The sequence below is a fragment of the Ligilactobacillus murinus genome (assembly GCF_003288115.1).
Classification (GTDB): Bacteria; Bacillota; Bacilli; order Lactobacillales; family Lactobacillaceae; genus Ligilactobacillus; species Ligilactobacillus murinus.
Genome location: NZ_CP023565.1, coordinates 1,498,845 through 1,522,093, shown reverse-complemented (window position 1 = coordinate 1,522,093; position 23,249 = coordinate 1,498,845). Strand labels below are relative to the sequence as shown.

General features: G+C 39.8%; 24 protein-coding genes and 2 pseudogenes. 18 read left to right on the top strand and 8 right to left on the bottom strand.

What is annotated here, in order from left to right:
- Positions 1-143: 143 nt before the first annotated feature.
- Positions 144-683 (bottom strand): PepSY domain-containing protein, encoded by a 540-nt coding sequence (locus CPS94_RS07610; protein WP_112193412.1) that lies wholly within the window; start codon positions 681-683, stop codon positions 144-146.
- A gap of 131 nt (positions 684-814) precedes the next feature.
- Here CPS94_RS07610 and CPS94_RS07605 point away from each other — a divergent pair, with 131 nt between their 5' ends.
- Genes CPS94_RS07605 through CPS94_RS07585 form a run of 5 tightly spaced genes read left to right on the top strand, consistent with a single transcriptional unit; the run spans position 815 to position 4,842 of the window.
- Positions 815-1,480 (top strand): response regulator transcription factor, encoded by a 666-nt coding sequence (locus CPS94_RS07605; protein WP_004050512.1) that lies wholly within the window; start codon positions 815-817, stop codon positions 1,478-1,480.
- Complete coding sequence (locus tag CPS94_RS07600; RefSeq protein ID WP_112193409.1) at positions 1,461-2,804, top strand: sensor histidine kinase; 1,344 nt, start codon at positions 1,461-1,463, stop codon at positions 2,802-2,804. Before CPS94_RS07605 ends, CPS94_RS07600 begins: the two co-directional genes overlap by 20 nt.
- Positions 2,801-3,409, top strand: coding sequence for a metallophosphoesterase (locus CPS94_RS07595; protein ID WP_112193407.1), 609 nt, complete (start codon positions 2,801-2,803; stop codon positions 3,407-3,409). Before CPS94_RS07600 ends, CPS94_RS07595 begins: the two co-directional genes overlap by 4 nt.
- A gap of 41 nt (positions 3,410-3,450) precedes the next feature.
- Positions 3,451-4,212: an alpha/beta hydrolase gene (locus CPS94_RS07590; protein ID WP_238145335.1), complete on the top strand. Its 762-nt coding sequence runs from the start codon at positions 3,451-3,453 to the stop codon at positions 4,210-4,212.
- 3 nt (positions 4,213-4,215) lie between these two features.
- Positions 4,216-4,842, top strand: a complete 627-nt coding sequence (locus CPS94_RS07585; RefSeq protein WP_112193404.1) for an HAD family hydrolase — start codon at positions 4,216-4,218, stop codon at positions 4,840-4,842.
- A 333-nt stretch (positions 4,843-5,175) separates the two neighbouring features.
- Here CPS94_RS07585 and CPS94_RS07580 read toward each other — a convergent pair.
- Positions 5,176-5,522, bottom strand: a pseudogene (locus CPS94_RS07580) (helix-turn-helix domain-containing protein); the annotation flags it as partial.
- A 242-nt stretch (positions 5,523-5,764) separates the two neighbouring features.
- Here CPS94_RS07580 and CPS94_RS07575 point away from each other — a divergent pair.
- The 9 genes from CPS94_RS07575 to CPS94_RS07535 all read left to right on the top strand — a co-directional run bounded on the left by CPS94_RS07575 (position 5,765) and on the right by CPS94_RS07535 (position 14,204).
- The gene (locus CPS94_RS07575; protein WP_112193402.1) at positions 5,765-6,697 is read left to right on the top strand and encodes a carbohydrate kinase family protein; all 933 of its coding nucleotides are present in this window, start codon (positions 5,765-5,767) and stop codon (positions 6,695-6,697) included.
- A 22-nt stretch (positions 6,698-6,719) separates the two neighbouring features.
- Positions 6,720-7,415, top strand: a complete 696-nt coding sequence (locus CPS94_RS07570) for a phosphoribosylanthranilate isomerase (protein WP_238145333.1) — start codon at positions 6,720-6,722, stop codon at positions 7,413-7,415.
- Positions 7,416-7,427: 12 nt separating this feature from the next.
- A complete protein-coding gene (locus CPS94_RS07565) occupies positions 7,428-8,567 on the top strand; it encodes an iron-containing alcohol dehydrogenase (RefSeq protein WP_112193400.1) in 1,140 nt (379 codons plus the stop codon).
- 21 nt (positions 8,568-8,588) lie between these two features.
- Complete coding sequence (locus CPS94_RS07560; protein ID WP_112193398.1) at positions 8,589-9,776, top strand: NupC/NupG family nucleoside CNT transporter; 1,188 nt, start codon at positions 8,589-8,591, stop codon at positions 9,774-9,776.
- Between the two features lie 22 nt (positions 9,777-9,798).
- Positions 9,799-10,743 (top strand): pyrimidine-specific ribonucleoside hydrolase RihA, encoded by a 945-nt coding sequence (gene rihA / locus CPS94_RS07555; protein WP_112193396.1) that lies wholly within the window; start codon positions 9,799-9,801, stop codon positions 10,741-10,743.
- A 213-nt stretch (positions 10,744-10,956) separates the two neighbouring features.
- The gene (locus CPS94_RS07550; protein ID WP_112193394.1) at positions 10,957-12,021 is read left to right on the top strand and encodes a PfkB family carbohydrate kinase; all 1,065 of its coding nucleotides are present in this window, start codon (positions 10,957-10,959) and stop codon (positions 12,019-12,021) included.
- Positions 12,022-12,157: 136 nt separating this feature from the next.
- Positions 12,158-12,481, top strand: a complete 324-nt coding sequence (locus tag CPS94_RS07545) for a hypothetical protein (protein WP_112193392.1) — start codon at positions 12,158-12,160, stop codon at positions 12,479-12,481.
- 55 nt (positions 12,482-12,536) lie between these two features.
- A complete protein-coding gene (locus CPS94_RS07540) occupies positions 12,537-13,769 on the top strand; it encodes a Fic family protein (RefSeq protein ID WP_112193390.1) in 1,233 nt (410 codons plus the stop codon).
- 171 nt (positions 13,770-13,940) lie between these two features.
- Positions 13,941-14,204: a hypothetical protein gene (locus tag CPS94_RS07535; RefSeq protein ID WP_112193388.1), complete on the top strand. Its 264-nt coding sequence runs from the start codon at positions 13,941-13,943 to the stop codon at positions 14,202-14,204.
- Positions 14,205-14,301: 97 nt separating this feature from the next.
- Here CPS94_RS07535 and CPS94_RS07530 read toward each other — a convergent pair whose 3' ends face one another.
- From CPS94_RS07530 to CPS94_RS07515, 4 genes and pseudogenes are all read right to left on the bottom strand, one after another.
- On the bottom strand, positions 14,302-15,177 hold the full coding sequence (locus tag CPS94_RS07530) for an alpha/beta hydrolase (RefSeq protein ID WP_112193386.1): 876 nt from the start codon (positions 15,175-15,177) through the stop codon (positions 14,302-14,304).
- A gap of 79 nt (positions 15,178-15,256) precedes the next feature.
- Positions 15,257-16,051: an alpha/beta fold hydrolase gene (locus tag CPS94_RS07525; RefSeq protein WP_407936381.1), complete on the bottom strand. Its 795-nt coding sequence runs from the start codon at positions 16,049-16,051 to the stop codon at positions 15,257-15,259.
- A pseudogene (locus CPS94_RS07520) lies at positions 16,026-17,038 on the bottom strand (NADP-dependent oxidoreductase). The gene CPS94_RS07525 and the pseudogene CPS94_RS07520 overlap by 26 nt, the downstream one beginning before the upstream one ends.
- Positions 17,039-17,125: 87 nt before the next feature.
- On the bottom strand, positions 17,126-17,551 hold the full coding sequence (locus CPS94_RS07515) for an Rrf2 family transcriptional regulator (RefSeq protein WP_112193382.1): 426 nt from the start codon (positions 17,549-17,551) through the stop codon (positions 17,126-17,128).
- Positions 17,552-17,726: 175 nt separating this feature from the next.
- Here CPS94_RS07515 and CPS94_RS07510 point away from each other — a divergent pair, with 175 nt between their 5' ends.
- Complete coding sequence (locus CPS94_RS07510; RefSeq protein ID WP_112193380.1) at positions 17,727-19,106, top strand: FAD-dependent oxidoreductase; 1,380 nt, start codon at positions 17,727-17,729, stop codon at positions 19,104-19,106.
- A 47-nt stretch (positions 19,107-19,153) separates the two neighbouring features.
- On the opposite strand, the gene CPS94_RS07505 is transcribed toward CPS94_RS07510, so the two are convergent.
- Positions 19,154-20,374, bottom strand: coding sequence for an MFS transporter (locus tag CPS94_RS07505; RefSeq protein ID WP_112193378.1), 1,221 nt, complete (start codon positions 20,372-20,374; stop codon positions 19,154-19,156).
- 30 nt (positions 20,375-20,404) lie between these two features.
- Here CPS94_RS07505 and CPS94_RS07500 point away from each other — a divergent pair, with 30 nt between their 5' ends.
- Positions 20,405-21,223, top strand: a complete 819-nt coding sequence (locus CPS94_RS07500; RefSeq protein WP_112193376.1) for an Rgg/GadR/MutR family transcriptional regulator — start codon at positions 20,405-20,407, stop codon at positions 21,221-21,223.
- Between the two features lie 11 nt (positions 21,224-21,234).
- Here the strand turns inward: CPS94_RS07500 and CPS94_RS07495 are convergent, their stop codons facing one another.
- Entirely contained in the window at positions 21,235-21,690 is a 456-nt protein-coding gene (locus CPS94_RS07495; protein WP_112193374.1) for a class I SAM-dependent methyltransferase, read from the bottom strand.
- Positions 21,691-21,872: 182 nt separating this feature from the next.
- Between CPS94_RS07495 and CPS94_RS07490 the strand changes: the two genes are divergently transcribed.
- Positions 21,873-22,871 carry a Fic family protein gene (locus CPS94_RS07490; protein ID WP_112193372.1) on the top strand — a complete coding sequence of 333 codons (999 nt, stop codon included), beginning with the start codon at positions 21,873-21,875 and terminating at the stop codon, positions 22,869-22,871.
- Positions 22,872-22,893: 22 nt separating this feature from the next.
- Positions 22,894-23,247, top strand: a complete 354-nt coding sequence (locus CPS94_RS07485; protein ID WP_076149245.1) for a bacteriocin immunity protein — start codon at positions 22,894-22,896, stop codon at positions 23,245-23,247.
- Positions 23,248-23,249 lie beyond the last annotated feature (2 nt).

Genomic DNA, 23,249 nt, shown 5'->3' with positions numbered 1-23,249 from the left:
AAGCTCTCAAAGCAATTGAGATATTTTTATGAGTAAAAATGGACGTTGTCAGAACTTATGGTATAAAGATAAACAAATCGATCATAAAAAAGCAAGATTTAACCAAATAAGCCTCCTCTTATGCTGAGGTAGGCCTATTTGGTTTATTTAGTTTTTTCACTGATGATCGCACCATCATCAGCATTTAAAACGAGCTTGATCTTTTTGTTATTATCTTGCAATTTTACTTTATAGACTGTTTTGCCATTTTCGATATCAAGTTTGATCTCACGCAATTTAGCTGAGCTATATTTTTCTTTGGCTTTCTTTTCAGCATCGTTAAGTGAAAGTTTAGGTGTTGCTTGGCTCAATTTGACATCTTCTTTATCAGCACTGATATCTTCTGTGCTATGTTTGATAACTTTGCCACTGTTGCCGTTGATCTTGTATTCTTTTTCAGTCTTATCGTCTAAGATCGTAACTTCATAGACGGGCTTATTTTTCTTGTTTTCAAGTTCGATCTGAGTGATCTTACCGGTTTTGGCTTCTTTTAGGGCTGTTTTTGTTGCTTGCTCAAAGCTGATCTTAGTACTGATATTTTTGTCAGTGCTATCAGCTAAAGCAGTAGTGGCTGGTAAAACGCTGGCTCCCGTCAAGGTCAGGCCTGCTAAAGCGAGCAAGACTTTTGTTTTTAAATTGTTCATTTTTGATACCTACTTTCTTTATTTGATGTCTTTAGTATAGAAGCAAAAGATGAACACAAGATGAATAGCGGATATATTTACAAATTAATTTTGTTAAGTTAGGCTAAAGGTAAATTATGGAGGAAAAAAAGATGAGAATTTTACTAGTTGAAGATGACCGTGCGCTGAATCGCAGTTTAGTAAAGTTATTAAAAACACAAAATTATAGTGTCGATCCCGCCTTTGACGGTCAGGAAGCTTTAGATCATTTATTAGGTGTAGAATACGATCTGATAATTTTAGATGTGATGATGCCCCAGATGGATGGCTTTACTTTTATCAAAAAATTACGCACACAAGGTGATGAAGTTCCCGTTCTCATGTTGACAGCCAAGGATTCTTTAGCTGATCGGATAACAGGGCTTGACCTAGGAGCAGATGATTATTTGGTAAAGCCGTTTGAGTTTGAAGAGTTATTGGCACGGATCAGAGCGATGTTGCGCCGCAAAAAGCGTGACGTTTTGAGCGATACGGTCCAAATAGGTGATATAACGATAAATATTGCTAAAAAGCAGGTGAAAAAGGAAGCGACTTTGATCGAGCTGACAGCTAAAGAATACGAAGTGTTGGAATATTTATGTCGCAATCGAGGACAAGTCTTAACAAGAGACCAGATCCGCGAGCATGTGTGGGGCTTTGAATATGAAGGTGAGTCAAATATCATTGATGTGATCGTCAAAAATATCCGTAAAAAGACAAAAGATCCAGCTTTGATCAAGACAAAACGAGGTTTAGGTTATGTTATCAAAGAAGCATAAGGGGAGTATCGTTTATAGAGTCACCCTTTGGTACAGTGTGTTTATCGTGATATTTTTTGCTTTGATGTTAGGTGTGGCTTATGTGATCGGCGTTAATCTAGGCGATAGCAAAGGGCAACAAAAATTGCAACATTCCGCATTGGAACTTGGCCAAGAGATCGAGGATTATGAAAATTTTGATGACGGGATCTATTATGTGATCTATAACAAAAATGATCAGCGTATTCGTGGAAGTCTGCCACGTGGTTTTGACACTAAACGTGGTTTTACTGATGAACAATTAAAAGAGGCGACAAATGGCAACATAACTTATCAGTATTTTGATGTTAAGATCAAAGATAGCACTGAGTGGCTCCGAGCGATCAGAGTCAAAGCTGGTTTGAGTCATGAGCTAAAGATGTTTTTGCTCGCCCTTTTCTTAGTTGCCCCCTTTTTAGTTGTGGGGATCGTTTTTGGAGGATATCGCATTTTAAAAAAAGCGATCGCACCAGTAGATAACCTCACTCAAACAGCACGAGCGATCACTTTGAGCCAAGATTACTCTAAACGGATCATAGTTTCAGAGCAAAATAATGAATTGAGCCGTTTAGCACTGACTTTTAATACGATGTTGGCTTCGATCGAGCGTTCATTTGAACGAGAACGTCAATTTAATAATGATGTATCACATGAGTTGCGCACGCCATTAGCTGTTATTTTAGCTGAAAGTGAATATGCCGATAAATATGCTAAAGATGAGGCTGAACTCAAAGAATCCGCGCAGATCATTAGACAGCAAGCGACCATGATGAAAAACTTAGTCGATCAGATCTTGGAATTGACTAGATTAGAAAACGGACAAACATTCAAGAAAAATCAGCTCGATCTAGCCCAATTGATCCAAGAGCGGGTAACTGCTCAGCAAAAGATCTTTGAGCAACGTGGACTCAAGTTGATATGTGAGATCACAGAGCACCAGCCTTATCTAGGCGATGAACTTTTATTGCAGCGTGTGGTGGATAATTTATTGAGCAATGCCTTAAAGTTTGCTAAAACAAGGGTCAAGGTCAGCTTGACTAATAATGGTCACGAACATCTTTTGACGATCAAAGATGACGGACCAGGGATCGCTTTAGACCAGCAAGAAAAGATCTGGCACAAATTCTATCAAGTGCAGACCGCCCGGAACAAAACAAATACTCAAGGTGTCGGGCTAGGGCTGGCATTGGTCAAAAATATAGTTGAACTTCACGGCGGTCAGATCACCGTAAAGTCTCAGCTTAAAAAAGGAACAGAGTTTAGAATTTATCTACCAAATAACATAAGCGAGGGGGAAATGAGATGATATTTGTAACTTCAGATACGCATTTTTTTGACGAACATTTGCTGGGGATTACGGATTTTGCCGTTCGCCCCTTTTTGTTAGCGTCAATGATGAACGAAACGATCATCGAAAATTGGAATAAAGTGGTCGCTCCAAATGATACCGTCTATCATCTAGGGGATATAGCTGTGCATTTTATCCGACCTGAAAGAAAGTCACATCAAGACGTTTATGACGTTTTAAAACGCTTGAATGGCAATTTAGTGTTGATCAAGGGAAATCATGATAATCGCGCTTTATTTAAATATTTAGCCAAACATAATTATGAGGTCAACGGCAAGCCGAAGTTTATTTTTCATGATGTAGGTGCTTTGATCAAATACGATCATCGGCAATATTATCTGACCCACTATCCGCTGATGCTTGGGATCGCACCAAAGATCATCAATTTACACGGTCATATCCATCACTATGCCGTTAATGCTAAGGAAAATATCAATGTTGGTGTGGATTCACCAGAGTTTGATTATTTAACAACTAAGCCCAAATTTGGTCAGCCACTTTCGCTGGTACAAGTTGAAGCGCTCGTTGAAGCTAAAAAGGATGATTATTTAAAGAGACGATGAAAAAAATACTAAAAATATTATTGGGCCTCGTGGCGTGTTTGATGTTTAGCACGCAGACCGTCCAAGCTAAAGAAAATATCCCGACGCTTTTTGTTCACGGTTGGGGAAGTAGTTACCGGGCAGAGGAGCACATGGTCAAGGCAGCTCTCAAAGCTAAAGTGACTAAAACCGTTGTGCGCATTGATGTCGATGTTTATGGGCAAGCACATTTAGTGGGGAATTTGCCTAAAAATGCTAAGGATCCGCTCGTTGAGATCAATTTTGAAAATAACAAGAACGTCAATGCGATGATGGAAGCGCAATACTTAAAAACAGCGGTTGAACTTTTACAAACTAAGTATAAATTTAAAAAGCTAAACTTTGTCGGGCATTCGCTGGGTAATTCAGCGATCTTATTTTATTTGCGCGATAACGCTTCTGATCTTGAGCTACCTAAATTAAATGAACAAGTAGCCTTGGCCGCCTTTCCTAATGGGTTAGTCGATCAAATGCCAGCTGAGGTGACACTTGATCAGGCGGGCAAGCCTAGTGTCACAGCGGGTGATTTTGAGAATTTTTTAGTTTTACGTGAGACCTATCCAGCCGGGGCCAAGGTATTGAACATTTATGGTGATGTTTTGGATGGAAGTAAGTCTGATGGCCCCGTTCCAGTCAGATCAGCCCAAACATTGCGCTATTTGGTCAGTCCCCGCGCTAAAAGTTATCAAGAAAAAGAGATCCGTGGTAAAATGGGGCAACACAGTAAGCTACACAATAATTCACAAGTTGATCGTGCTTTGATCAAGTTTTTATGGGGGAAATAATAAATGGAAAATTATATGTTTGATTTTGATGGCACTCTGGCTGATTCAGGAGAGACCGCTGTTTTAGCGACCCAAGCAACATTTAAGGACTTTGGGCTTTCTTTACCAAGTAGTGATCAGATCCGAGGTTACATGGGAATCCCAATCGAAAAATCATTTCCATTGATGGGGGCTAAGGCTGATCTGCCCGCAATGTTTACCAGCTTTCGGGAGCATTATCAGGCGCTGGAAGCTAGCCAAGTCAAATTATATCCTGGGATCAAGGAAGTTTTAGCCAAGTTAAAAGAGAAAGATAAAAAGATCTATGCGGTCTCTAGTAAGCATAGTGAGGCGCTACGACGTAATTTAGAACTTTTGAAGATCGCCTCTTACTTTGATGATCTAGTCGGATCAGATCAAGTAAAAAATTATAAACCAGCGCCAGACGGGATCAATGTCTTACTAGAGCGTTATGGACTTGATCCAAAGCAAACGGTCATGATCGGGGATGCGATCTATGACATCCAGATGGGACATGCTGCTGGAGTCAAAACAGCTGGTGTTTATTGGGGCGCTTTTGATTGGGAAGCTGTCTTGAAACAAAAACCAACTTTTGCGCTCACAAAAGTGCAACAACTGGATGAAATTTAATAATATAAAAAGCCTTCCGCTTCATTCAAAGAAGTCGGAATGCTTTTAAGCGATCACTTGAGTTATTAGGTGGCTTATTAAATACCAAATTTCAGCCGATAGCGTTTGTTTTAGAAAAGATCAATTAAAAAATGGCGTAGGAGCAGTGCATTATAGCACGTGATTTTACGCCATTTTTGACTATATATTTTTAACTTTCAATTCCACGACTAAAGGTATCAAAAATCAGCTGATCCTTGATTATCATTCTATCTGGAGTCATGTTCCATGGGGAGCCAGGATGGTGTGTTAGTTTACTTAAGGATAATTTTTTGAATCATTGATCATGTACTATCTCAAGACCTGATCATTATTGATCAATGATTTTAACAATTTGTTATTCGCAGTTGTTGGGAAAGTACCTGATTCATATAGTGCAATAGTATTGGGACTCAAACCAGTTGATTCAGCTAATTTTTTTGTGAGATACCTAATTTTGCACGATACTCTTTTAAGTCTTTAGGTGTAACCAGTCCCATATCATTACGATACTGCTGTTTTGCAATTTCGGTAGCTTTATCATCCAACTTTTTATCTGGAATCAGTTCATTAGTATTGCTGTCAAAAAGAGCTGGTGCTGTTACTGTATACTCATGACCATTGATGGTATAAATTGTCGTAAAATCTTTTTTATAAATCATATATAAACCTGCTATATCAAGGATAGTTAAACTAAAAATTCGCTTATACTCAAATTACTTAAAATCGATGTTTCTTAGATGATGGTATCTCTAAGCTGACAATAAAACAATATAAATATAATTTAAATATTATTCTTGATCATTTAATAATGCGATTGTTTGACAACGCTTACAAAAAGAGTTATATTTTATTTGGATATAAGTCTATTGTGAATAGACAAAAGTTTAAAATGGAGGTGTAGATGATGGAAGAGTACGCAGTTGTTGTCGGTGGAATGAACATGGATATCTGTGGAATGCCTGCAGAGCGGCCTTTGATGCGTGACTCTAATATTGGTCAGATCAAGCAAAGTATCGGTGGCGTGGGGCAAAACATTGCTCAAAATGTCGCCCGTTTAGGCTTTCCAGTCTCATTGATCACAGTCTATGGTGATGATCTATATGGTTATCAGATGCAAAAAGAGTGTCAACGGAATGGTGTGTCATTAGAAAAAGCGCAACAGATCAAGGAGCGTAATTCGGCAGTTTATTTATTTGTAACAGATGAGACAGGTGACATGTTAGTCGGCGTAAATGAGATGAATATTTGTGAATTGATCACACCTGAATTTTTGGAGCAACGCTTGGACCATATCAACCATGCTAAGTTATGTATCGTTGATGCTAATCTATCTGAGCAAGCAATTGCTTATTTAGCTAAAAATGTGACAGTCCCACTTTTGGCAGATCCGGTCTCGATCACTAAAGCTAAGCGAATAAAACCGTATCTATCAGCATTTGATACCTTAAAACCTAATCGTTTAGAAGCCGAGCTATTCACTGGAGTTAAGATCGATACGATCGCAGATGCCAAAAAAGCAGCTCAGATCATGCTTGATCAAGGTGTTAAAAATGTTTTTATCTCATTAGGTAAAGATGGGATCTTGGGTGCTAATCAAAGCCAGATGTTACATGTCAGTCCCTTTAAGACTAAGATAGTCAACGCTAATGGGGCGGGAGATTGTACGATGGCAGCGATCTGTTGGTGTCGGTGCCATGATATCGATAGTTTACAGCGGATAGGCTGGATCACCCAAGCAGCAGCTAGTCTAGCGTTAGAGAGCCCGCGATCTGTTCCAGAGATCACACCCGAAAAACTTGATCAAAAATTAACTCAAGTACTTTTAGCAAATTAATAATAGAAAGAAGGAGCAAAAAATGATCGTTAAACAATTATATTCAATTATTCATGTTGATGAAGCTATTCAAACTATGGAGGCTGGCGCTAATAATATTGGGTTAGTACCTACTCAAAATGGAGGTGTTCCAGCTCATCGTGTCCCACTGTATCGTGTTGATCAGATCCATAAAGAGTGTCAAAAGCGTGGAGTTAATTTGGTCTTGATCATGTTGACTAATGATCCAGAAGAAATGCTTGATCTAGCTAAAAGGTTGCAACCAGAGATCTTACATGTTGCCGGCGATGGTTACGCTGCTGATGAAGAATTTGCTCGGCGCTTGAAAGAATATGCTCCCAAAACGGCCTTGATGCAAGCGGTTTTAGTTGATGATCATAGTGCAGTAAAACGGGCGAAAAAATATGCTGAGTATGTCGATTATTTGTTGTTGGATTCAGGCTTAGCTCCCGATACTGGGATCGGAGCAAGTGGTTTGACGCACGATTGGAAGATCGACCGTGAAATCGTTGAAAGTGTTGATATTCCTGTGATCGAGGCCGGTGGTTTAGGACCAGATAATGTGGCTGAAGCGATCAAATTTATCAAACCATATGGCGTAGATTCGTTAACTAAGACCAGCATCAAATATGAAGGTGGACATATGGAAAAAGATATTCCTAAGGTCAAAGCATTTTGTGAAGCAGCTGACAAGGCTGCCCAAGAGAGCGGTCTGTAAGGGGGCGAGCTAATGGATATTAAAATGTTACAACCTGTCAAAGTATTATCAAGTCATGATCTGGTCCAAAGTGTACGGGATATCTTAAGAACTGAACATAAGAAGCGTCCTTTTATCGTGATGGATGAATTTTTGACTAAAAATCCTCAAGTCAAAGAGCTATTGGCAGTATTACCGGAATATGAGCTCTTCACTAAGATCGTACCTGATCCACCCGCAAGTTTGATCATTGAAGGTGCTGAAGCTTTAACGACATATGCAGCTGATGTGATCATTGCGATCGGTGGTGGAAGTTGTTTAGATGCGGCTAAAGGGATGGGGCTCTATGCTAAAAATCAAGGTCAGTTAGCAGATTATTTTGATCCAGAAGCTGAACTTAAAAAAGGTGTTTTGCTGGTAAGTATCCCCACTACTGCAGGCACGGGAAGTGAGTTATCCAATGCTTTAGTGGTGACAGATGAGTCGACTGCACAAAAAAAGGCGATCTTGACCCCAGCAGCCATGAGTGATTATGCTGTTTTAGTTCCAGAATTAACAGTTTCTTTGCCAAAACGGCAAACGATCGCTAGTGGACTTGATGCTTTTAGTCATGCTGCAGAGGGCTATCTGTCACGTTTGGCTACTCCGATGACTGATGCGATCTGTGAAAAGATCATGTTTTTATTAGTGAATTATTTGCCATGTGCAGTAGCTGATGGAACTGATATCAAAGCACGTGAACGTGTCTTGAGTGCAGCTAGTTTAGCGGGGTGGATGTTAAATAATGCTGGCACGAATCTAGGCCATTCAACTGCTCATATTTTAGGGGCAAAATATCATTTGGTCCATGGTGAAGCTGTAGCCTATGCCTTACCGGGTGTTTTGGAATTGGTAAATGAAACGATGCCAACTAAAGTCAAAGAGATCGGGAAAATTTTGGGTGTCGAGTTTGCACTAGATGATACACCAGCAATAGTGCTTCAAAAAACACGGGCTGCATATTGCCATTTTAGAGATGAATTAGTGGATCTACATCCCTTTAGTGACTACCAGTTAGCTAAAGCGGAATTGTTGACCAATGTAGATGCGATCTTGCATGAGCGCTTTGCCCAAAATACACCAGTGGAGTTGACACCCGAAAAAGTTACGCACTTTTTACGTGAATTTGGTTGAAATGTTAGGGGGTAGTGAGCAATGAATTTTGTCTTTTTATTGACCGGTCTAGCGTTTGTTTTTAGTGTTAGTTGGATATTTAGTAACGGCCGTGACCAAGTGAGATATAAGAAGATGGCAGTGTTGTTTGGGTTACAATTAGTGATCTCATATCTTTGCTTGCATACTTCCGGTGGGATCAGTGCCTTGACTAAAGTCTCGCATTTCTTTAGTTGGTTGATGGATCAAGCAGCCGGTGGTGTTGATTTTGTTTTTGGTGGTCTCATGATCAAACCTAACAGTGGTGTCTTTTTCTTCACAGTCTTGATGCCGATCGTTTTTATTTCGGCCTTAGTGGGGATCTTGAACTATTTAAAGATCTTACCGTTTATCATTAAATGGACTGGTTATGCGCTAAATAAAGTAGCTCGGATGGGTGAGTTAGAGAGTTATTTTGCTATTTCAACAGCGATCTTAGGTCAACCCGAAGTCTTTTTGACCGTTAAAGAACAAATACCAAAGCTAAATGAAAAACGGCTCTATACGATCTGTGCATCAGCCATGAGTGCAGTCTCGGCGGCAATGTTGGCTTCGTATATGAAGATGGTCCCCGGGAAATTTGTTGTTGTCGCAGTATTTTTAAACATTTTATCGGCTTTGATCATTTCATGTATCATTAATCCTTATGATGTTTCTAAAGAAGATGAACAACTCGTCTTACACAGTGAGCCAAAAAAAGAACCATTCTTCCAAGTACTAGGAACTTATATTTTGGATGGTTTCAAATTAGCGGTCACCGTTGGCGCGATGTTGATCGGTTTTGTAGCTTTGGTAACATTTTTAAATAATTCATTCATTGCGCTCTTCAATGTCTCATTTACAACTTTGATCGGCTATGTCTTTGCCCCGATCGCTTGGTTGATGGGTGTTCCAGCCCAAGATATCGTTCAAGCAGGGAGTTTGATGGCAACCAAATTGATCACAAACGAATTTGTGGCAATGGGCGAATTACAAGGTATGGCTACGGGACTGACCGCTAAAACGAATGCGATCGTGTCAGCCTACTTGGTCTCATTTGCTAACTTTGGCACGGTCGGGATCATCACTGGTTCATTAAAAGCGATCAGTGAAAAGCAAGGTGCTTATGTAGCCAAGTTTTCAATGAAACTTTTACTTGGGGCGACCTTAGCTTCTGTCTTGACGGGAACGATCGTTGGACTGTATTTTTAAAGTATGAAAGGACGTGGTGATTTTGACGAAAAAAATTATCTTGGATTGTGATTCAGGGCATGATGATGCTTTAGCACTATTGTTAGCAGTAGCTTCTCCAGAAATTGAATTGAAAGCGGTGACAACATCAGCTGGGAATCAGACACCCGAAAAGACTTTGAATAATGCAATGCGGACTCTACAATTGTTAGGGCAAACCCAGATCCCCGTGGCGGGTGGCAACCAGACGCCACTAGTCAAAGAATTGGAAACAGCAGGCAATGTTCATGGTGAATCGGGGCTGGATGGGGCTGAGCTACCGACACCGACATTTGAAGTTCAGCCAATGACTGCGATCGAATTGATGGCAAAAGTTTTGCGGGAAAGTGATGAAGATGAAAAGGTGACTTTAGTGGTAACGGGTCCGATGACCAATGCTGCTTTGTTCTTGCGCGTCTATCCTGATCTGGCTAAGGAAAAATTAGCACAGATCGTCTTTATGGGTGGTGCCATGGGGCTTGGCAATTGGACACCATCGGTCGAGTTTAATATTTTTGTTGATCCTGAAGCCGCCAAGATCGTATTAAATGCGGGGATCCCACTGGTGATGGCACCGTTAAATGTGACCCATCAAGCTCAGATCTTAGAAGATGAGATCAAACAAGTAGGACAGATCGATAATGAAGTAGCAAAGGCCTTCCATGGCTTGTTGGAGTTCTTTGGTATTTACCATAAAGATCCTAAATGGGGCTTTGATGGTGCTCCATTACATGATCCATGTACGATCGCTTGGCTGATCGATGAGACGCTATTTGAAACTAAGCGGATGAATGTTGATGTTGAAACAACAGGTGAATTGACTCGCGGTGAGACGATTTGTGATTACTATGAGTTGACGGGGAAAGAAAAGAATACAGAAGTCATGTTAGGGATCGATCGGCCAAGATTTATCCAACTTATCATGGATTCGTTGCGCTCGTTTGGTTGAGTAAATTAGGTGGTGAAGTCAAAGACACCACCTTTTTTGTGTACTGTAATGAAGTCGTGCTCCGAATTGCAACTCCTAGGAAATAACAATATCTCATCCATGAGGCAAAAAGCGCCTCCTGACTGAGATACCGTTATTTCTACAGAGTTTACCGCAATTCTTTGCACTGTAATGGTATAATCGAGCTAATGATATTAACGGAGGGAAATTATTTTGGCAACGAAGCGGGAACAAGAAATTTTAGCATTGATCAAGCAAGACCCTTTGATCACGCAGGCACAATTGGCTGAAAAAACAGGAACGACACGTTCAAATATCGGATCGCACATCTCTAACTTGATCAAAGAAGGCTTGATCGTTGGTCGGGGCTATGTCTTTCCTGCCGAAAATGAAGTAACTGTGATCGGGGCTGTCAATTTAGACGTATTGGGAGCCGCAAAAGCGCAAGTAAGTACTAAAGGTTCTACTCCAGGACGAGTATATTCATTTATTGGAGGGATGGGACGTAATATTGCTACGAACTTAGCTGATCTAGGGGTCAAGACAAAGCTGATCACGGTGTATGGAAATGATAATAACGGGGATCTGTTCCAAGCTGAAGCCCAAAATAATGAGTTAGACCTAAGTGATGCTTTGCGGGTCGAACGTCCGACGGCTACGTATGTTTATTTAAATGATGTCGATGGTCGCCGGATCGCGGGGGTCGATGACATGCAGATCAATGAACTGTTAACACCACAAGTGATGGAAAAGCGTTTGCCCAAGATAAATGCAGCTAAAGTAGTGGTGGTCGATTCTAATTTGCCAGCTGAAACTTTGAATTATATCTATGAAAACGTGACAGTTCCGATTTTTGCTAAAGCAGTAGGGATAAATAAAGCGCAGAATCTATTTAGTGATAAAACTAAGATCGATACCTTAGTCATCAATAGTGTAGAAGCTAAATTGCTTACCCAAATCGAGATCACGGGTGAAAAACAGGCACAAATGGTCGCAGACAAGTTACAGGCATGGGGCTGTGAACGTGTTTGTATATATGCCGATGGTCTAGGGATCTATTATCAAACACCGACTGTAGCTAAGTTTATCGCCTACCATAAAGCAAATTTAGTTAACACAAATGGCGTCGGTGCGGCGATCATAGCAGCTAGTGTCTACGCTAAATTACAGGCAAAAGATTTTGGCGAAACACTGAAATTGATGCAAAGAGCTGATGTACTTACGGCTCAAGTTAATGAGGCAGTGACTCCTAAATTAAGTGAGATCATTGAAGAGTAAGAAACATATTGCTATAGATGTAAGTTGGATCAAGGCTACTAGTGAGTGGCTTTGATCCAATTTTTTTGTTGAGCATAAGTTTGGGAGCAGTCAAAGTGTTTTTAGTATACTTAGGCTAGAAAGGACGGCGATAAATATGGATAAGGCTTTACGACAAAAAGCTTACAGCTTAGTTAAGTTACTGGCAGATAGCTGTCAGCATACATTTGTCCCGACTAAGGATGAACGTGAATTACTAGAACTTTTGACAGATACTTTAAAAACTTTGAATAATACTGCTGCTAGCTATAAGGCATCCGACTATGCATTGCTTCGGTTGTATAATTTGTTTACTAGATTGATCGGCTTTAAGACAGTGACCTTAGCCCCGGAAGCAAAAGCATGCTTTTTGAATTTGGAGACTTTTATCCAAGGTGAAGCCTTAGCTGATCTTCGTGGTGTCGGTGGACCAAAATTTTGATTGTTAACTATGTAAACGAGTGCTATACTACGCTTAAATCAAAGAAGGTGAGTGGATGGATAAGTATCAAAGCTTGCGGATCTGGAGCTATCAGCATCCTAACGAAACCCTTGAAAATGAGTATTTAGCACGCTTTAAAGGTGTAACGACTTTAAAAACTGGCTTGTATTTGAATCCGATCAGTCATGGACAGCGGATCTTACAAACATATGAGTTATTTTTAGTCCCAATTCCTAAAATATTGCGGATCCAAGACGAGATCTGGCGCAATTCACACAAGATAACAAATTTGATCAAGAAATTGCCCCCAGTGGCATTTACGCAATTGTTCAACCAAACTTTAGTGGCAGAGATCATAGGGACCAATAACATTGAAGGTGTCAAAACAACAAAGCAAGAAGTTCAAACGGCGATCGCTAGTGTAGGTAAGAGTGAAGAAAAGGTGAGATTGCAATCTTTTGTTCGAATGTATTTTAAGATCAAGCAACAAGAAGAGCTTAAGATCAATGAATTAGCTGATTTGCGTAAATTGTATGATCATTTATTAGTAGGAGAGATCGCCACAACAGATCTACCTGATGGAGTGTTATTTCGCAATTCATTTGTGCGGATCGGAAATGATCTCAAAACTGTGCACATCCCCAAAAGTAGTGAAAAACAATTTGAACCTGACTTACTAAATTGGATAAAATTTATCAATGCTAAAATTCTCCCTTCTCTGATGAAAGCCTTTGTAGCTCATTACTACTTTGAATATATTCATCCATTCAAAGACGGGAATGGACGGTTTGGACGCTATTTGACTTGTGTTTATTTGGGACACGAATTAGACCCATTAACGGCGATCATATTTTCAAATGAAGTTGATCATGAGCGCTCTAAGTATTATAAGGCTTTTATCGAGGTCGAAGAGCCCAAAAATCATGGCGAGATCACATTTTTTGTGCACGATATGATGCAGATCTTACTACAAGGTCAACAAAAAATACTGACCGAGCTTGAAGAAAAGTGGCAACTCTTAAAGCACGGACGATCTCAAGTCACAAAAGATATCGACGATCCACTTATGCGAAAGCTCGTATTCTTATATCTGCAGGCTGCGATATTTAAAGTGGCCAATGGAGCGCTTAAAGACGATGAAGTAAAACATTATCTAAAAGATGAAGTTTGGTCAAAAATATGGTTATTACTAGATATTTTGACTAAACGTGGAATTTTGATAAAAACAAAAAATGCTCCGTTGACGCGACGTCTAGCGGATAGTTATTTGGATAAACTGTTAAGTTAAAGCTGGTAAAAATACTGCCAGCTTTTTTGCTAAGAACTTTGAGCGAAGACGTCCTATCCTAAAAATGCGCAGGGATCAAATATCTACGGCAATATTTTAGAGTATTTACCCCGTTTTTGGACTTAAGTTATAATGAAACATATAGCACAAAACCAAAAAAGGGGGAAAAAGATGTTAACCTCTACCTTTGTCTTGTTGTTAGTTTCGATTTTTAGTTTAGTGATCTCACGTGTCTTTCCACGGATCCCTGAGATCCAAAATGACTTTTACCATAATTTCCGTTATCGGATCTTTACACGCTGTTTTGCAGTGGAACGTGAGTACTTGCAAAAAGCAGTCGAAGAAGGGCGGATCGAAACAGCTTATGCAGCTAAACTTTACCAAGAAGTTTTATTAGCCGAAGCGATGTTAGTCGATAATCGCGAAGAAGAATGACTGAAAAAAGAAGCATCCAAGGCGAATGCTTCTTTTTTGTGATGTGATCAATTAATGATAGTGCTCTTTGATCTAGCAGTCATAAAATTCGACTTTTTTAAAATGCTAGACCATTTTCAGCCAGCCAGTTGCAATAAAGTTTAGTCCAAGTTGCGACCTGAGCTGAACTTTTAGCGTACTTAGCTGAACCATCTGTTCTTTGGTCGGCTAAAGAAAGTCCGTGGGGGCCATTTTGATAGATATGCATCTCATAGGGAACACCATTTTCTTCTAAGTTGAGCCCTAATTTAAGTGCAGTCTTGACAGGGACGATCGCATCTTTTGTCGTGTGCCAAATAAAAGTCGGGGGTGTTTTTTCGTTGATCTTATCTAACACATTAGCTAGATCAGCTCGCTTTTGGCTCTTATCGACTCCAAGGGTCGCATGATCGAGTTGTTCAAAGCCCTTTAACAGTGGTTGCTTAGCCATCAAGGTTGCACCGTAAGCGATACAAAGTGAGTTGGGGGCATAGAGCGTTTTACTTTTACCGACTAGCTCTTCTAGCCAATCAGTGTCCCAGTAGACGCCTAGTTGACCGATCAGATTGCCCCCGGCAGAAAAGCCGACTAGATTGACTTTAGCTGCATCTAGCGCCCATGTAGCTGCATTTTGGCGTAAGAGAGCGATTGTTTTGGCAAGGTCGATCAAAGGGTTGGGAAAAGCCGAGACGACCTCTTTAGTAGGGTCAAAATTTTTAGTGTAAAAATCACGACCTTCAGTAGCATATTCCATTACTACGCAAGAAAAACCTTTACCTAAAAAGTCTAATGCTACAGGTTCCATTTCACGCCAAGATGTCCAGAAATAAGCCCCGCCAGGAACGATGACCACGACAGGATATTTGCGTGTGCTATCGATCTCAGCATTGGGCGTTTGGAGATAAAAAGTAGCTTTAGCACCTTTATCACCGATCATTTTGGTAAAATATTCCATTACTACACCTTCTTTTAAATATGTTCAAGTGTAGCGTACGTGTTAGGCAAAAAAGATGCAAGTAAAGTGACTTAAAGTCTCAGCCCAAAAAATCATTTAAGGTGACGGCAAATTCATCAGCATATTGGAAAAATGAACCATGACCTGCCTTAGGATAGATCCCAAGCTGGCTATCTTTGATCTTTTGGTGCATCACATAGGAGTTTTTAGTTGGGACCATTAGATCGTTATCACCGTTAACGATCAATGTTGGACATGTGATAAAGTTGAGGTCAGTTGGTTTGACGGTGCCGTAGTGTTTGATCGCTTTTAGCTGACGTAAAAAACCAAAAACTTGCATCTTTTTATCAGTATATTGTGCTGGGCGATTAGCTAGACGAGCTAAGACTTTATCAGCTTCAGCTTTACCCGCCGCGTCATGTTCATAGAAGATGTAACGTTTGGGATCAGATCTAGTCAAACCAGCTTTGAGCATGTATTTGAAAGTCGTTTGTGTGACTTGGTCGACCCCGATCCCACCTTTTGGCCCCGTTCCGACTAAGAGCAAATGTTTGACAAGTGTTTGGTCTAGCTTAACGAGCTCTTGGGCGATCATGCCTCCCATCGAAAGACCTAAAAGATCGATCTCTTTAAGTTCTAAAGCTTTGATGATCGCAAGTGCTTGCTTAGCCATCTTTGAGATAGTCACAGCAACTTTGCCTTTACTTGCACCAACTCCAGGAAGATCGAGCAATTTTGGATCCCAATTATCTAGAGTTGCCCCTAGATGAACTAACATGACAAGTGGGGGCGCTTTTGGTTTTCCGAGTTTACGGTAAGCGATCCGCTCAGATGAGACATTGAGGTAGTTATTTTTCTCCTTGTTGAAGATCAAGTACTGCTTTTCCACGTGAACGTCCATTAGCGACTTTATCTAGCGCAGCATTGACATCGCTAAAGGCATAAACTGTATCTAACGACGGTTTGAGTTCAAGTTTAGTAAAGAGTTTTGCAACTTCTGTTAGTTGAGCACCGTTTGCTTGAACAAAGATGAAGTTATAAGTCACACCGTATTTTTGAGCCATTTTGTCAAACTTACGGCCAGCAAAGCTAAAGAGCAATCGTTTTAGACCAGTAAAGCCCATTTGTTTAGCAAAGGCACCGTTTGGCATTCCTTTTAAAGAGACCAGTTGCCCACCTTTTTTCATGATCGTCATTTGTTTTTCAGTTTTCTGCCCCCCTAAAGTATCTAAGACATAATCGACATTAGCCACCGTTTGAGTGTAATCTTCAGTCTTATAATCAATGAAGCGGTCGACACCTAAGGCTAAAACGCGTTCTTTATTTTCGACACTTCCGTTGGTGATGACTTTTAAGCCTTTAGCCTTAGCCAGCGGGATCGCCATCGCACCAACACCACCAGTTCCACCAGAAATAAAGATCGTGTTGCCTTTTTTGACTTGCATCAACTCAAAGGCTTGCATGACAGTCAAAGCGGTCAAGGGGATAGCTGCTGCTTGAACATCACTTAAATACGGCGAACTTTAGCGATCGCATTGGCATCAACAGCAACATATTGTGCAAAGGCACCGATACTATCGAGTGGTAGGCGGGAAAAGACGCGCTCACCTACGCTAAATTGAGTGACATTTGCCCCGACAGCTTCAATTTTACCCACGACTTCATTTCCGCCGATCACAGGTAATTTGTAAGGGACGATCAATTTCACTTCACCCCGTGTGATCATATTATCTAATGGATTTACCCCCGCAGCACTGACTTTTAGCAAAACTTGATCTGCGGTGATCTGGGGTTTATCCACTGTTGTCATTTTAAGGGTAAGGTCATTTTTGTTGTATTGGGTCACGATAGCAGCTTTCATTATAGTTAAATTTCTTTCCTTTTATACTTGTATCTGATACAAGTATATGTTTGGGATAAAAAAACTGGCTTGAATTACAAGTCAGAATTAAGCATTACGACATTGGTGATGGAGATTAGCGATCACATCGGCTAAGGTCTTTTGTGAAAGTTCAGCCGCTAATTGTTTTTCAACGGCATCAAAGATCGGTGAAACAGCTTGTTCGATATTTTTTCCGACCAAACAGTGCTCGTTTGAATTTTGATGGACTTGAAACAGTTTGATCTGATCGACCTCTTGGGTAGCATAATAGATCGCTAGCAGACTTATCTTATCTGGTGTTTTATTTAGCTGATATCCCAAGCGTCCTTGATGAGAACCTATCAGGTCAGCTTTTTTGAGCAAGCTGATAACTTTGCGGATATAGCTGGCATTTGTCCCGACACTTAGCGCTAATTCTTGGGAAGAGAGCTCTTTATCACTCTCACTGATCATCGCTAAGATATGCAGGGCAACTGAAAATTTAGTATCCATTAACATCTTTCTCTCTTTTTTTAGTTGTATCTGATACAAGAACAAGTATGCTGGGATGAGTGAAAAATAAAAAAGTTTCAAAACCTGAAGTTAAATAAGGAAGTCGAGCTTTATATTTGACACTTTGATAAAATGTTTTGTACAATGAAATCGATTTTATAAGGAGGGAATTTTGATGGAAAAAAGTAAAGTAGTTATTGTTGGTGCCTCACATGGAGGACATCAATCGATCTTAGAATTATTGTCACGTTATGGGCAAAATGTAGATATCACACTATTTGAAGCTGGTGATTTTATCTCGTTTATGTCATGTGGAATGGAGCTATATTTGGAAGATCAAGTTACAGATGTCAACGATGTACGTAATTTTAGACCTGAAAATTTTCCCCAACCAAATGTCCACATTTTGAATAACCACGAAGTAAAAACGATCAATGCGGATACTAAAACAGTAACGGTAACTGATAAGCAAAAAAATGAAACTAAAGAGTATCCCTACGATAAATTGATCTTGAGTTCAGGCGTCAAGGCTAAAGCTTTACCAGTCCCAGGAAATGACTTGGAAAATGTCTTTTTGATGCGCGGTTATAACTGGGCTAAAAAGATCAAGGCTAAGTTAGCAGATACAAGCGTAAAAAAAGTCGCTGTTATCGGTGCTGGTTATATCGGGATCGAAGCGGTTGAAGCTTTCGCTAAAGCTGGCAAAGAAGTTGTTTTATTAGATGCGCTTGAGCGTCCCTTAGGCCCATATTTGGATAAAGAAATGACTGATATTTTAACTACACAGTTAGAAGAAAAAGGCGTCAAAGTCGTGACTGGTGCTAAGATCGAAGCTTTTGTCGGTGATACGAAGGTCGAAGCGGTAAAGACCGACCAAGCCGAATATCCCGTTGAGCTGGTGATCCAGGCTGCGGGTGTCGTGGCTAATACAGCTTGGCTCAAAGGGATAGTTGACCTAGATGAACACGGTTGGATCGTCACCGATGAGTATTTGCGCACTAACTTACCGGATGTTTATGCTGTGGGTGATGCGACATTAGCTTATTCGATCCCAGCTAAAACTAAATTACCGATCGCTTTAGCAACTGTTGCCAGACGCGAAGCCCGCTATGTGGTGGCACATTTATTTGAAGATATCCCAAGTGAACCATTTAGCGGTGTGGTCGGCTCTTCGGCTCTGAGTGTCTTTGACTATCATTTTGCAACAAGTGGTCTAAACAGTTTCACAGCGAAAAAAGCTGGTGTTACGCTTAGCTCGGCTTACTATGAAGACACTTTACGTCCAAAATATGTGCCAGCTAAAAATGGCAACCCTAAAGTTTTTGTGCAACTCTTCTTTGATAAGCTGACCCATCAGATCCTAGGCGGAGCGGTGTTATCAACTTATGATGTGACTGCGCAAGGTAATGTTTTAGCCTTAGCGATCCAACAAAAAATGACGCTAGAAGATCTAGCTAAAGCAGATTTCTTCTTCCAACCAGGTTTTGACCGTCAATGGAGCTTGCTCAATCTAGCAGCTCAACAAGCTTTAGGTGAAGAAGCGTTTGTCGAATAGATGAAAAAATGCCTCCAAGCTTGACTTGGGGGCATTTTACATAATACTTAGCTAAATAGACGGATTTTCTCAAGAAAGCTAAGCAATACTAAAAAAATACCATATATGATAAGGCAAAGGTAGGCTAGGTCAAAGCTAAAAAGCACAGGGAAGAGCAGACTAGTCAATGGAGGCATGATGACTAAAAACGAGTTGACGATGGTCACGATCCCACCTAATTGAGTGACTGGAAATGTATTGATGATCTGAGTCGAGAAACGTGGTGCTATGATCCCGAGTAAAAAGGCAGCTATCCCACTACTACACAAGATCAGATAGATATTTTGCGTATTAAAAGCGATCCCTGTAACTAAAGCTAATAGATCAGCTAGGAGTGTCAAAAAAGTTAAAGTAGCTTTAGGGAATAATTTTTGGCAACTAAAATTACCTAGGATCATTCCGCTAGTGATCAGGCCAGAAAGCAGTGCTAATTTTAGGGGGAGCGGTATCCAGAGTAGTTGGGGATCTTCCTTGATAAAAAGTGCAAATATAGGGGTCAGCCCTCCAAAAAAACCATTCAACAAAGTGAGTTGGAGCAGGATGATAAAAAGTGTATGCTGATGATAAAGGGCACCAAAATTTTGCTTGAGCGCTTGTGATAAACTGATCTTAGCAGGAACTAACAGTGTACTTTGAGCTTGGACAAGACTGGGGCTTAGTTTACGAAATGCCAATGCAACTATAAAAAAGAGCAATGCATTTATCAAAGCTAGGTGGCTTTGACTGATGAAGATCAGTAAAAAGGAACCTAAAAAAGTAGCTAGGACATTGAATAGTTGTGTACCCATACTTAGAAAACTTTGCGCTTGTTGCATTTGCTCTGCGGAAACGAGGATCTTGGTGAATGGGGTAGCTAAAGCACTTGCATAATTGCCCAAAAGATCAGAACAAAAATTTAACCAAGCGATCATGAGAATAAAGGTAAAAGTCGTGGAGTATCCCGCTAATAGACTGATCACAAGATAGAAGAAACAGCGCAAAAGACTCGTTTGGCTGAGAGCTTTTAACTTATTTAGACATTGATCTGCTAAACTGCCGAGAATAAAGCCAAGTAGCAGTGGTAAAGTTTCTGAGAGCGAAATGATGATGACTGCTAGATCGCTATGGGTGGTCAAAAGCGTGGCGCTGCTCAATAAGGCAGTATAAAATAAGCGATCACCGATCTTAGAAAAAAGAGTGATGCTGGCGAGTTTGAAAAATAAGGGTTCGGTTTGGTAGAGTTTTTGCATATTTGCCATTCCTTTCAGGAGGTGATAGTAATGGATGGAACTGTGATCAAACAGATCCGTGAAGACAAAAATTTGACACTTGAAGCAACTTATTTTGGAGTGTGCTCAAAAACGAATGCGATTGCTTTTGAACAGGGAAAAAGAATGCTAGCAGCAGATAAGTTCATTCAAGTGCTCGATAATTTGCTGATAAGTTTAGATGAGTTCATGTGGATCGCTAATGATCATCAACTAAGCACACAACTCGTTTTTGAGGGACTACTCAAACATTACTGGAATACAGGTCAGTTGCCAAAATTTGAGCAACAGCTTCAATTAAGCAAGAAGCAAGGATTAAATGAATTGAGTCTAGCAAGTTTTCGTTTATTGCACGCTTATGCAACTGGAGCTGATATTCCTTTAGCTGAACTCGAATTGGTCGAGCGTTATTTTGCAGAGCTTTCGTTATGGACACTAGCTGATCTTAAATTGTTTGCTAATATCAGTTGTGTTTTACCATTTGAGTTGATGGAAAATTTATTAGCTGAAGCCTTAAAAGCTAAGCGTCGTTATCAAAATTATCCCCAGAGCAATGCTTTATTCGCAACGCTTTTGATCAATTGCTTGGAACAAACCTTTGCTAAAGATCGTCCTGAACTTAGCCAAAGTTTATTGGAACAATTAAGTGAATTTACTGCTGAGGCTGAGGAGAGCGGCTATCGTTTATTTGAACGTTATTACCAAGCTTTATACGAGTATCGCTATGGTGAGCTGAAAAAGGGGAAAGAAGAACTTCTCGCAGTCCAAAAGGTAGCTCGTTTTTTAGATGCAAAAGTAGTCTTAGAAAAAAGCGAGGAAGCCTTAAAATAGAGCCTCCTCGCCTATAAACTACATAGTTTACTTAATAAATTATTACTAATATTCATAAATAGCGTAAGAGTTTCACTATCTGAAAGATATCCAATTGAATTTTCTAAGCAGTAGATAAAATCATATTTGTATGTTTGCTTAAATGTAGTAGCGTCGGCTGTATAAAGTTTTCCGTGTGCATTTTGAGGCATATTTGCTTTTGCTTTTGAAATGTTATAACTATTTATATCAATACCATCGACTAAATACTTATTATTGAGTAGACATAAGTGTCGACCGTTACCACAACATAAGTCTAATATTTTCGAATCACTATTCAAATTACACAGATAATTTAGCTTAAGAAAATTTAATTGATCATTAAGTTCGACATTTAATAACTCAGAGTAAATAGTCAAATAAGTATCATCAAAAAAATTAACAATATTCGACATTTGAGAACTAATAGCAACTGGATCTGATTGCAAATCACTCACCTCTTCCGTAATTTATAGCTATAGTATAGTTTACGCAGTAGAGCCAAAGTGTTTTGGTAAACAAAAGTTGACAAATATATGGAAAACTTTTTGTGTGGGTAAAATGAATGCTAAAGTGGTAGATAAGTGGTAGATTTATGGTAGATAAATGGTAGATAAAGGAGATGTTGTTGATGAGACCACCATTTTCGATAACGGATAAGATGCTAAAGTTGACAGTTGAGATCACACAAGCTGTTACTTTACTAGAATTACAACATCAGCGTGATCTCCATCTCAGAAAAGAAAATCGGATCCGTTCGATCCATTCCTCACTTGCGATCGAACAAAATACCTTATCGCTTGAGCAAGTTACGGCGATCATTGCTGGTAAGCGAGTGCTTGGGGAACCTAAAGAGATCCGTGAAGTTCAAAATGCCTATGAAGCTTATGAAGAAGTTTTTAAATTTGATCCGTATAGTATTGAAAACTTACTTGCCGCATATCGTTTGATGACAAAAGGTTTAGTGAAAGAAAGTGGCGCTTTTCGTGAGCGCGATGTGGGTGTTTATGATGGCAATGGAACTGTTGTCCATATAGGTGCAAGGCCACAATTTGTTTATGGTTTAGTCGATGACTTATTTAAATGGGCCAAAAAAACCGATATACCGGCTTTGATCAAGAGTTGTGTCGTTCATTTTGAATTAGAGATGATCCATCCTTTTCTTGATGGTAATGGACGGATGGGAAGACTATGGCAAAATTTACTTTTGGCAAAATGGCAACCAGTCTTTGAATGGATCCCAATAGAGACTTTGGTTTATAAACATCAAAAGCAATACTGTGAATTATTAGCAGTGGGAGACCATGAAAATGATTCGACTAAATTTATCGAATTTATGTTAGAGATAATATTAGAAGCAAGCTTGACCTATAGCAAGCATACAAAACAGGCTGGTTTGGACGATCGGATAGAGCGATTGCGAGAGGTAGAACAAAAATTCTTTGCGAAGATCTATCCGACACTAAGATATAGTCAAGGTATCACGACTAGTAAAGCTGCTGAGCTTACTGGAAAAACACAAAGTACGACACGGCGCTATCTCCTAAAGTTAGTTTCGTTGGAGGTATTGGAAGCAGTAGGTAAAAATAAGGACCGCCATTATGTGCTAAAGGATACTGGGAAGCACTAGTGGTATGTTTAGGAGGAGCAAAATGACAAAAAAAGTTAATGTAAATTACGTAAAAGAAGTGATCCATGAATTGTATAATAGTTTAGCAGAACGTCCAGAAAAAAGTTCAGCATTATTAGATATTTTAGATGTATTGGCACAAGTCTACAAAAAGATCGATCAAGAAGAATATCCCGAATATCTCGTCGATCGGCTTGTCAAATATATATATATGGTCGGTTTTAATAATCGGATCCGCTTTTTAGGCGAAGATGGAAAGCTTTTGGTAAAGCTAAGTGATGTTGCTAAAAAAGCAGGTCTAAATAGTAGGTATAGAGCAGACTATTCGGATAAATCACAATTTTACGGTTTTCTTGAAGATTTTCCAAGACGCTAAAA

What these genes read in the sequence shown, in the direction of transcription:
- CPS94_RS07485 (WP_076149245.1), top strand. Translation starts at nt 22,894, where the DNA reads ATGACAAAAAAAGTTAATGTAAATTACGTAAAAGAAGTGATCCATGAA.
- CPS94_RS07540 (WP_112193390.1), top strand. Translation starts at nt 12,537, where the DNA reads ATGGATAAGTATCAAAGCTTGCGGATCTGGAGCTATCAGCATCCTAAC.
- CPS94_RS07600 (WP_112193409.1), top strand. Translation starts at nt 1,461, where the DNA reads ATGTTATCAAAGAAGCATAAGGGGAGTATCGTTTATAGAGTCACCCTT.
- CPS94_RS07575 (WP_112193402.1), top strand. Translation starts at nt 5,765, where the DNA reads ATGATGGAAGAGTACGCAGTTGTTGTCGGTGGAATGAACATGGATATC.
- CPS94_RS07515 (WP_112193382.1), bottom strand. Translation starts at nt 17,551, where the DNA reads ATGGATACTAAATTTTCAGTTGCCCTGCATATCTTAGCGATGATCAGT.
- CPS94_RS07610 (WP_112193412.1), bottom strand. Translation starts at nt 683, where the DNA reads ATGAACAATTTAAAAACAAAAGTCTTGCTCGCTTTAGCAGGCCTGACC.
- CPS94_RS07565 (WP_112193400.1), top strand. Translation starts at nt 7,428, where the DNA reads ATGGATATTAAAATGTTACAACCTGTCAAAGTATTATCAAGTCATGAT.
- CPS94_RS07585 (WP_112193404.1), top strand. Translation starts at nt 4,216, where the DNA reads ATGGAAAATTATATGTTTGATTTTGATGGCACTCTGGCTGATTCAGGA.
- CPS94_RS07530 (WP_112193386.1), bottom strand. Translation starts at nt 15,177, where the DNA reads ATGGAATATTTTACCAAAATGATCGGTGATAAAGGTGCTAAAGCTACT.
- CPS94_RS07570 (WP_238145333.1), top strand. Translation starts at nt 6,720, where the DNA reads ATGATCGTTAAACAATTATATTCAATTATTCATGTTGATGAAGCTATT.
- CPS94_RS07545 (WP_112193392.1), top strand. Translation starts at nt 12,158, where the DNA reads ATGGATAAGGCTTTACGACAAAAAGCTTACAGCTTAGTTAAGTTACTG.
- CPS94_RS07590 (WP_238145335.1), top strand. Translation starts at nt 3,451, where the DNA reads ATGTTTAGCACGCAGACCGTCCAAGCTAAAGAAAATATCCCGACGCTT.
- CPS94_RS07510 (WP_112193380.1), top strand. Translation starts at nt 17,727, where the DNA reads ATGGAAAAAAGTAAAGTAGTTATTGTTGGTGCCTCACATGGAGGACAT.
- CPS94_RS07500 (WP_112193376.1), top strand. Translation starts at nt 20,405, where the DNA reads ATGGATGGAACTGTGATCAAACAGATCCGTGAAGACAAAAATTTGACA.
- CPS94_RS07535 (WP_112193388.1), top strand. Translation starts at nt 13,941, where the DNA reads ATGTTAACCTCTACCTTTGTCTTGTTGTTAGTTTCGATTTTTAGTTTA.
- CPS94_RS07595 (WP_112193407.1), top strand. Translation starts at nt 2,801, where the DNA reads ATGATATTTGTAACTTCAGATACGCATTTTTTTGACGAACATTTGCTG.
- CPS94_RS07560 (WP_112193398.1), top strand. Translation starts at nt 8,589, where the DNA reads ATGAATTTTGTCTTTTTATTGACCGGTCTAGCGTTTGTTTTTAGTGTT.
- CPS94_RS07490 (WP_112193372.1), top strand. Translation starts at nt 21,873, where the DNA reads ATGAGACCACCATTTTCGATAACGGATAAGATGCTAAAGTTGACAGTT.
- CPS94_RS07505 (WP_112193378.1), bottom strand. Translation starts at nt 20,374, where the DNA reads ATGCAAAAACTCTACCAAACCGAACCCTTATTTTTCAAACTCGCCAGC.
- CPS94_RS07605 (WP_004050512.1), top strand. Translation starts at nt 815, where the DNA reads ATGAGAATTTTACTAGTTGAAGATGACCGTGCGCTGAATCGCAGTTTA.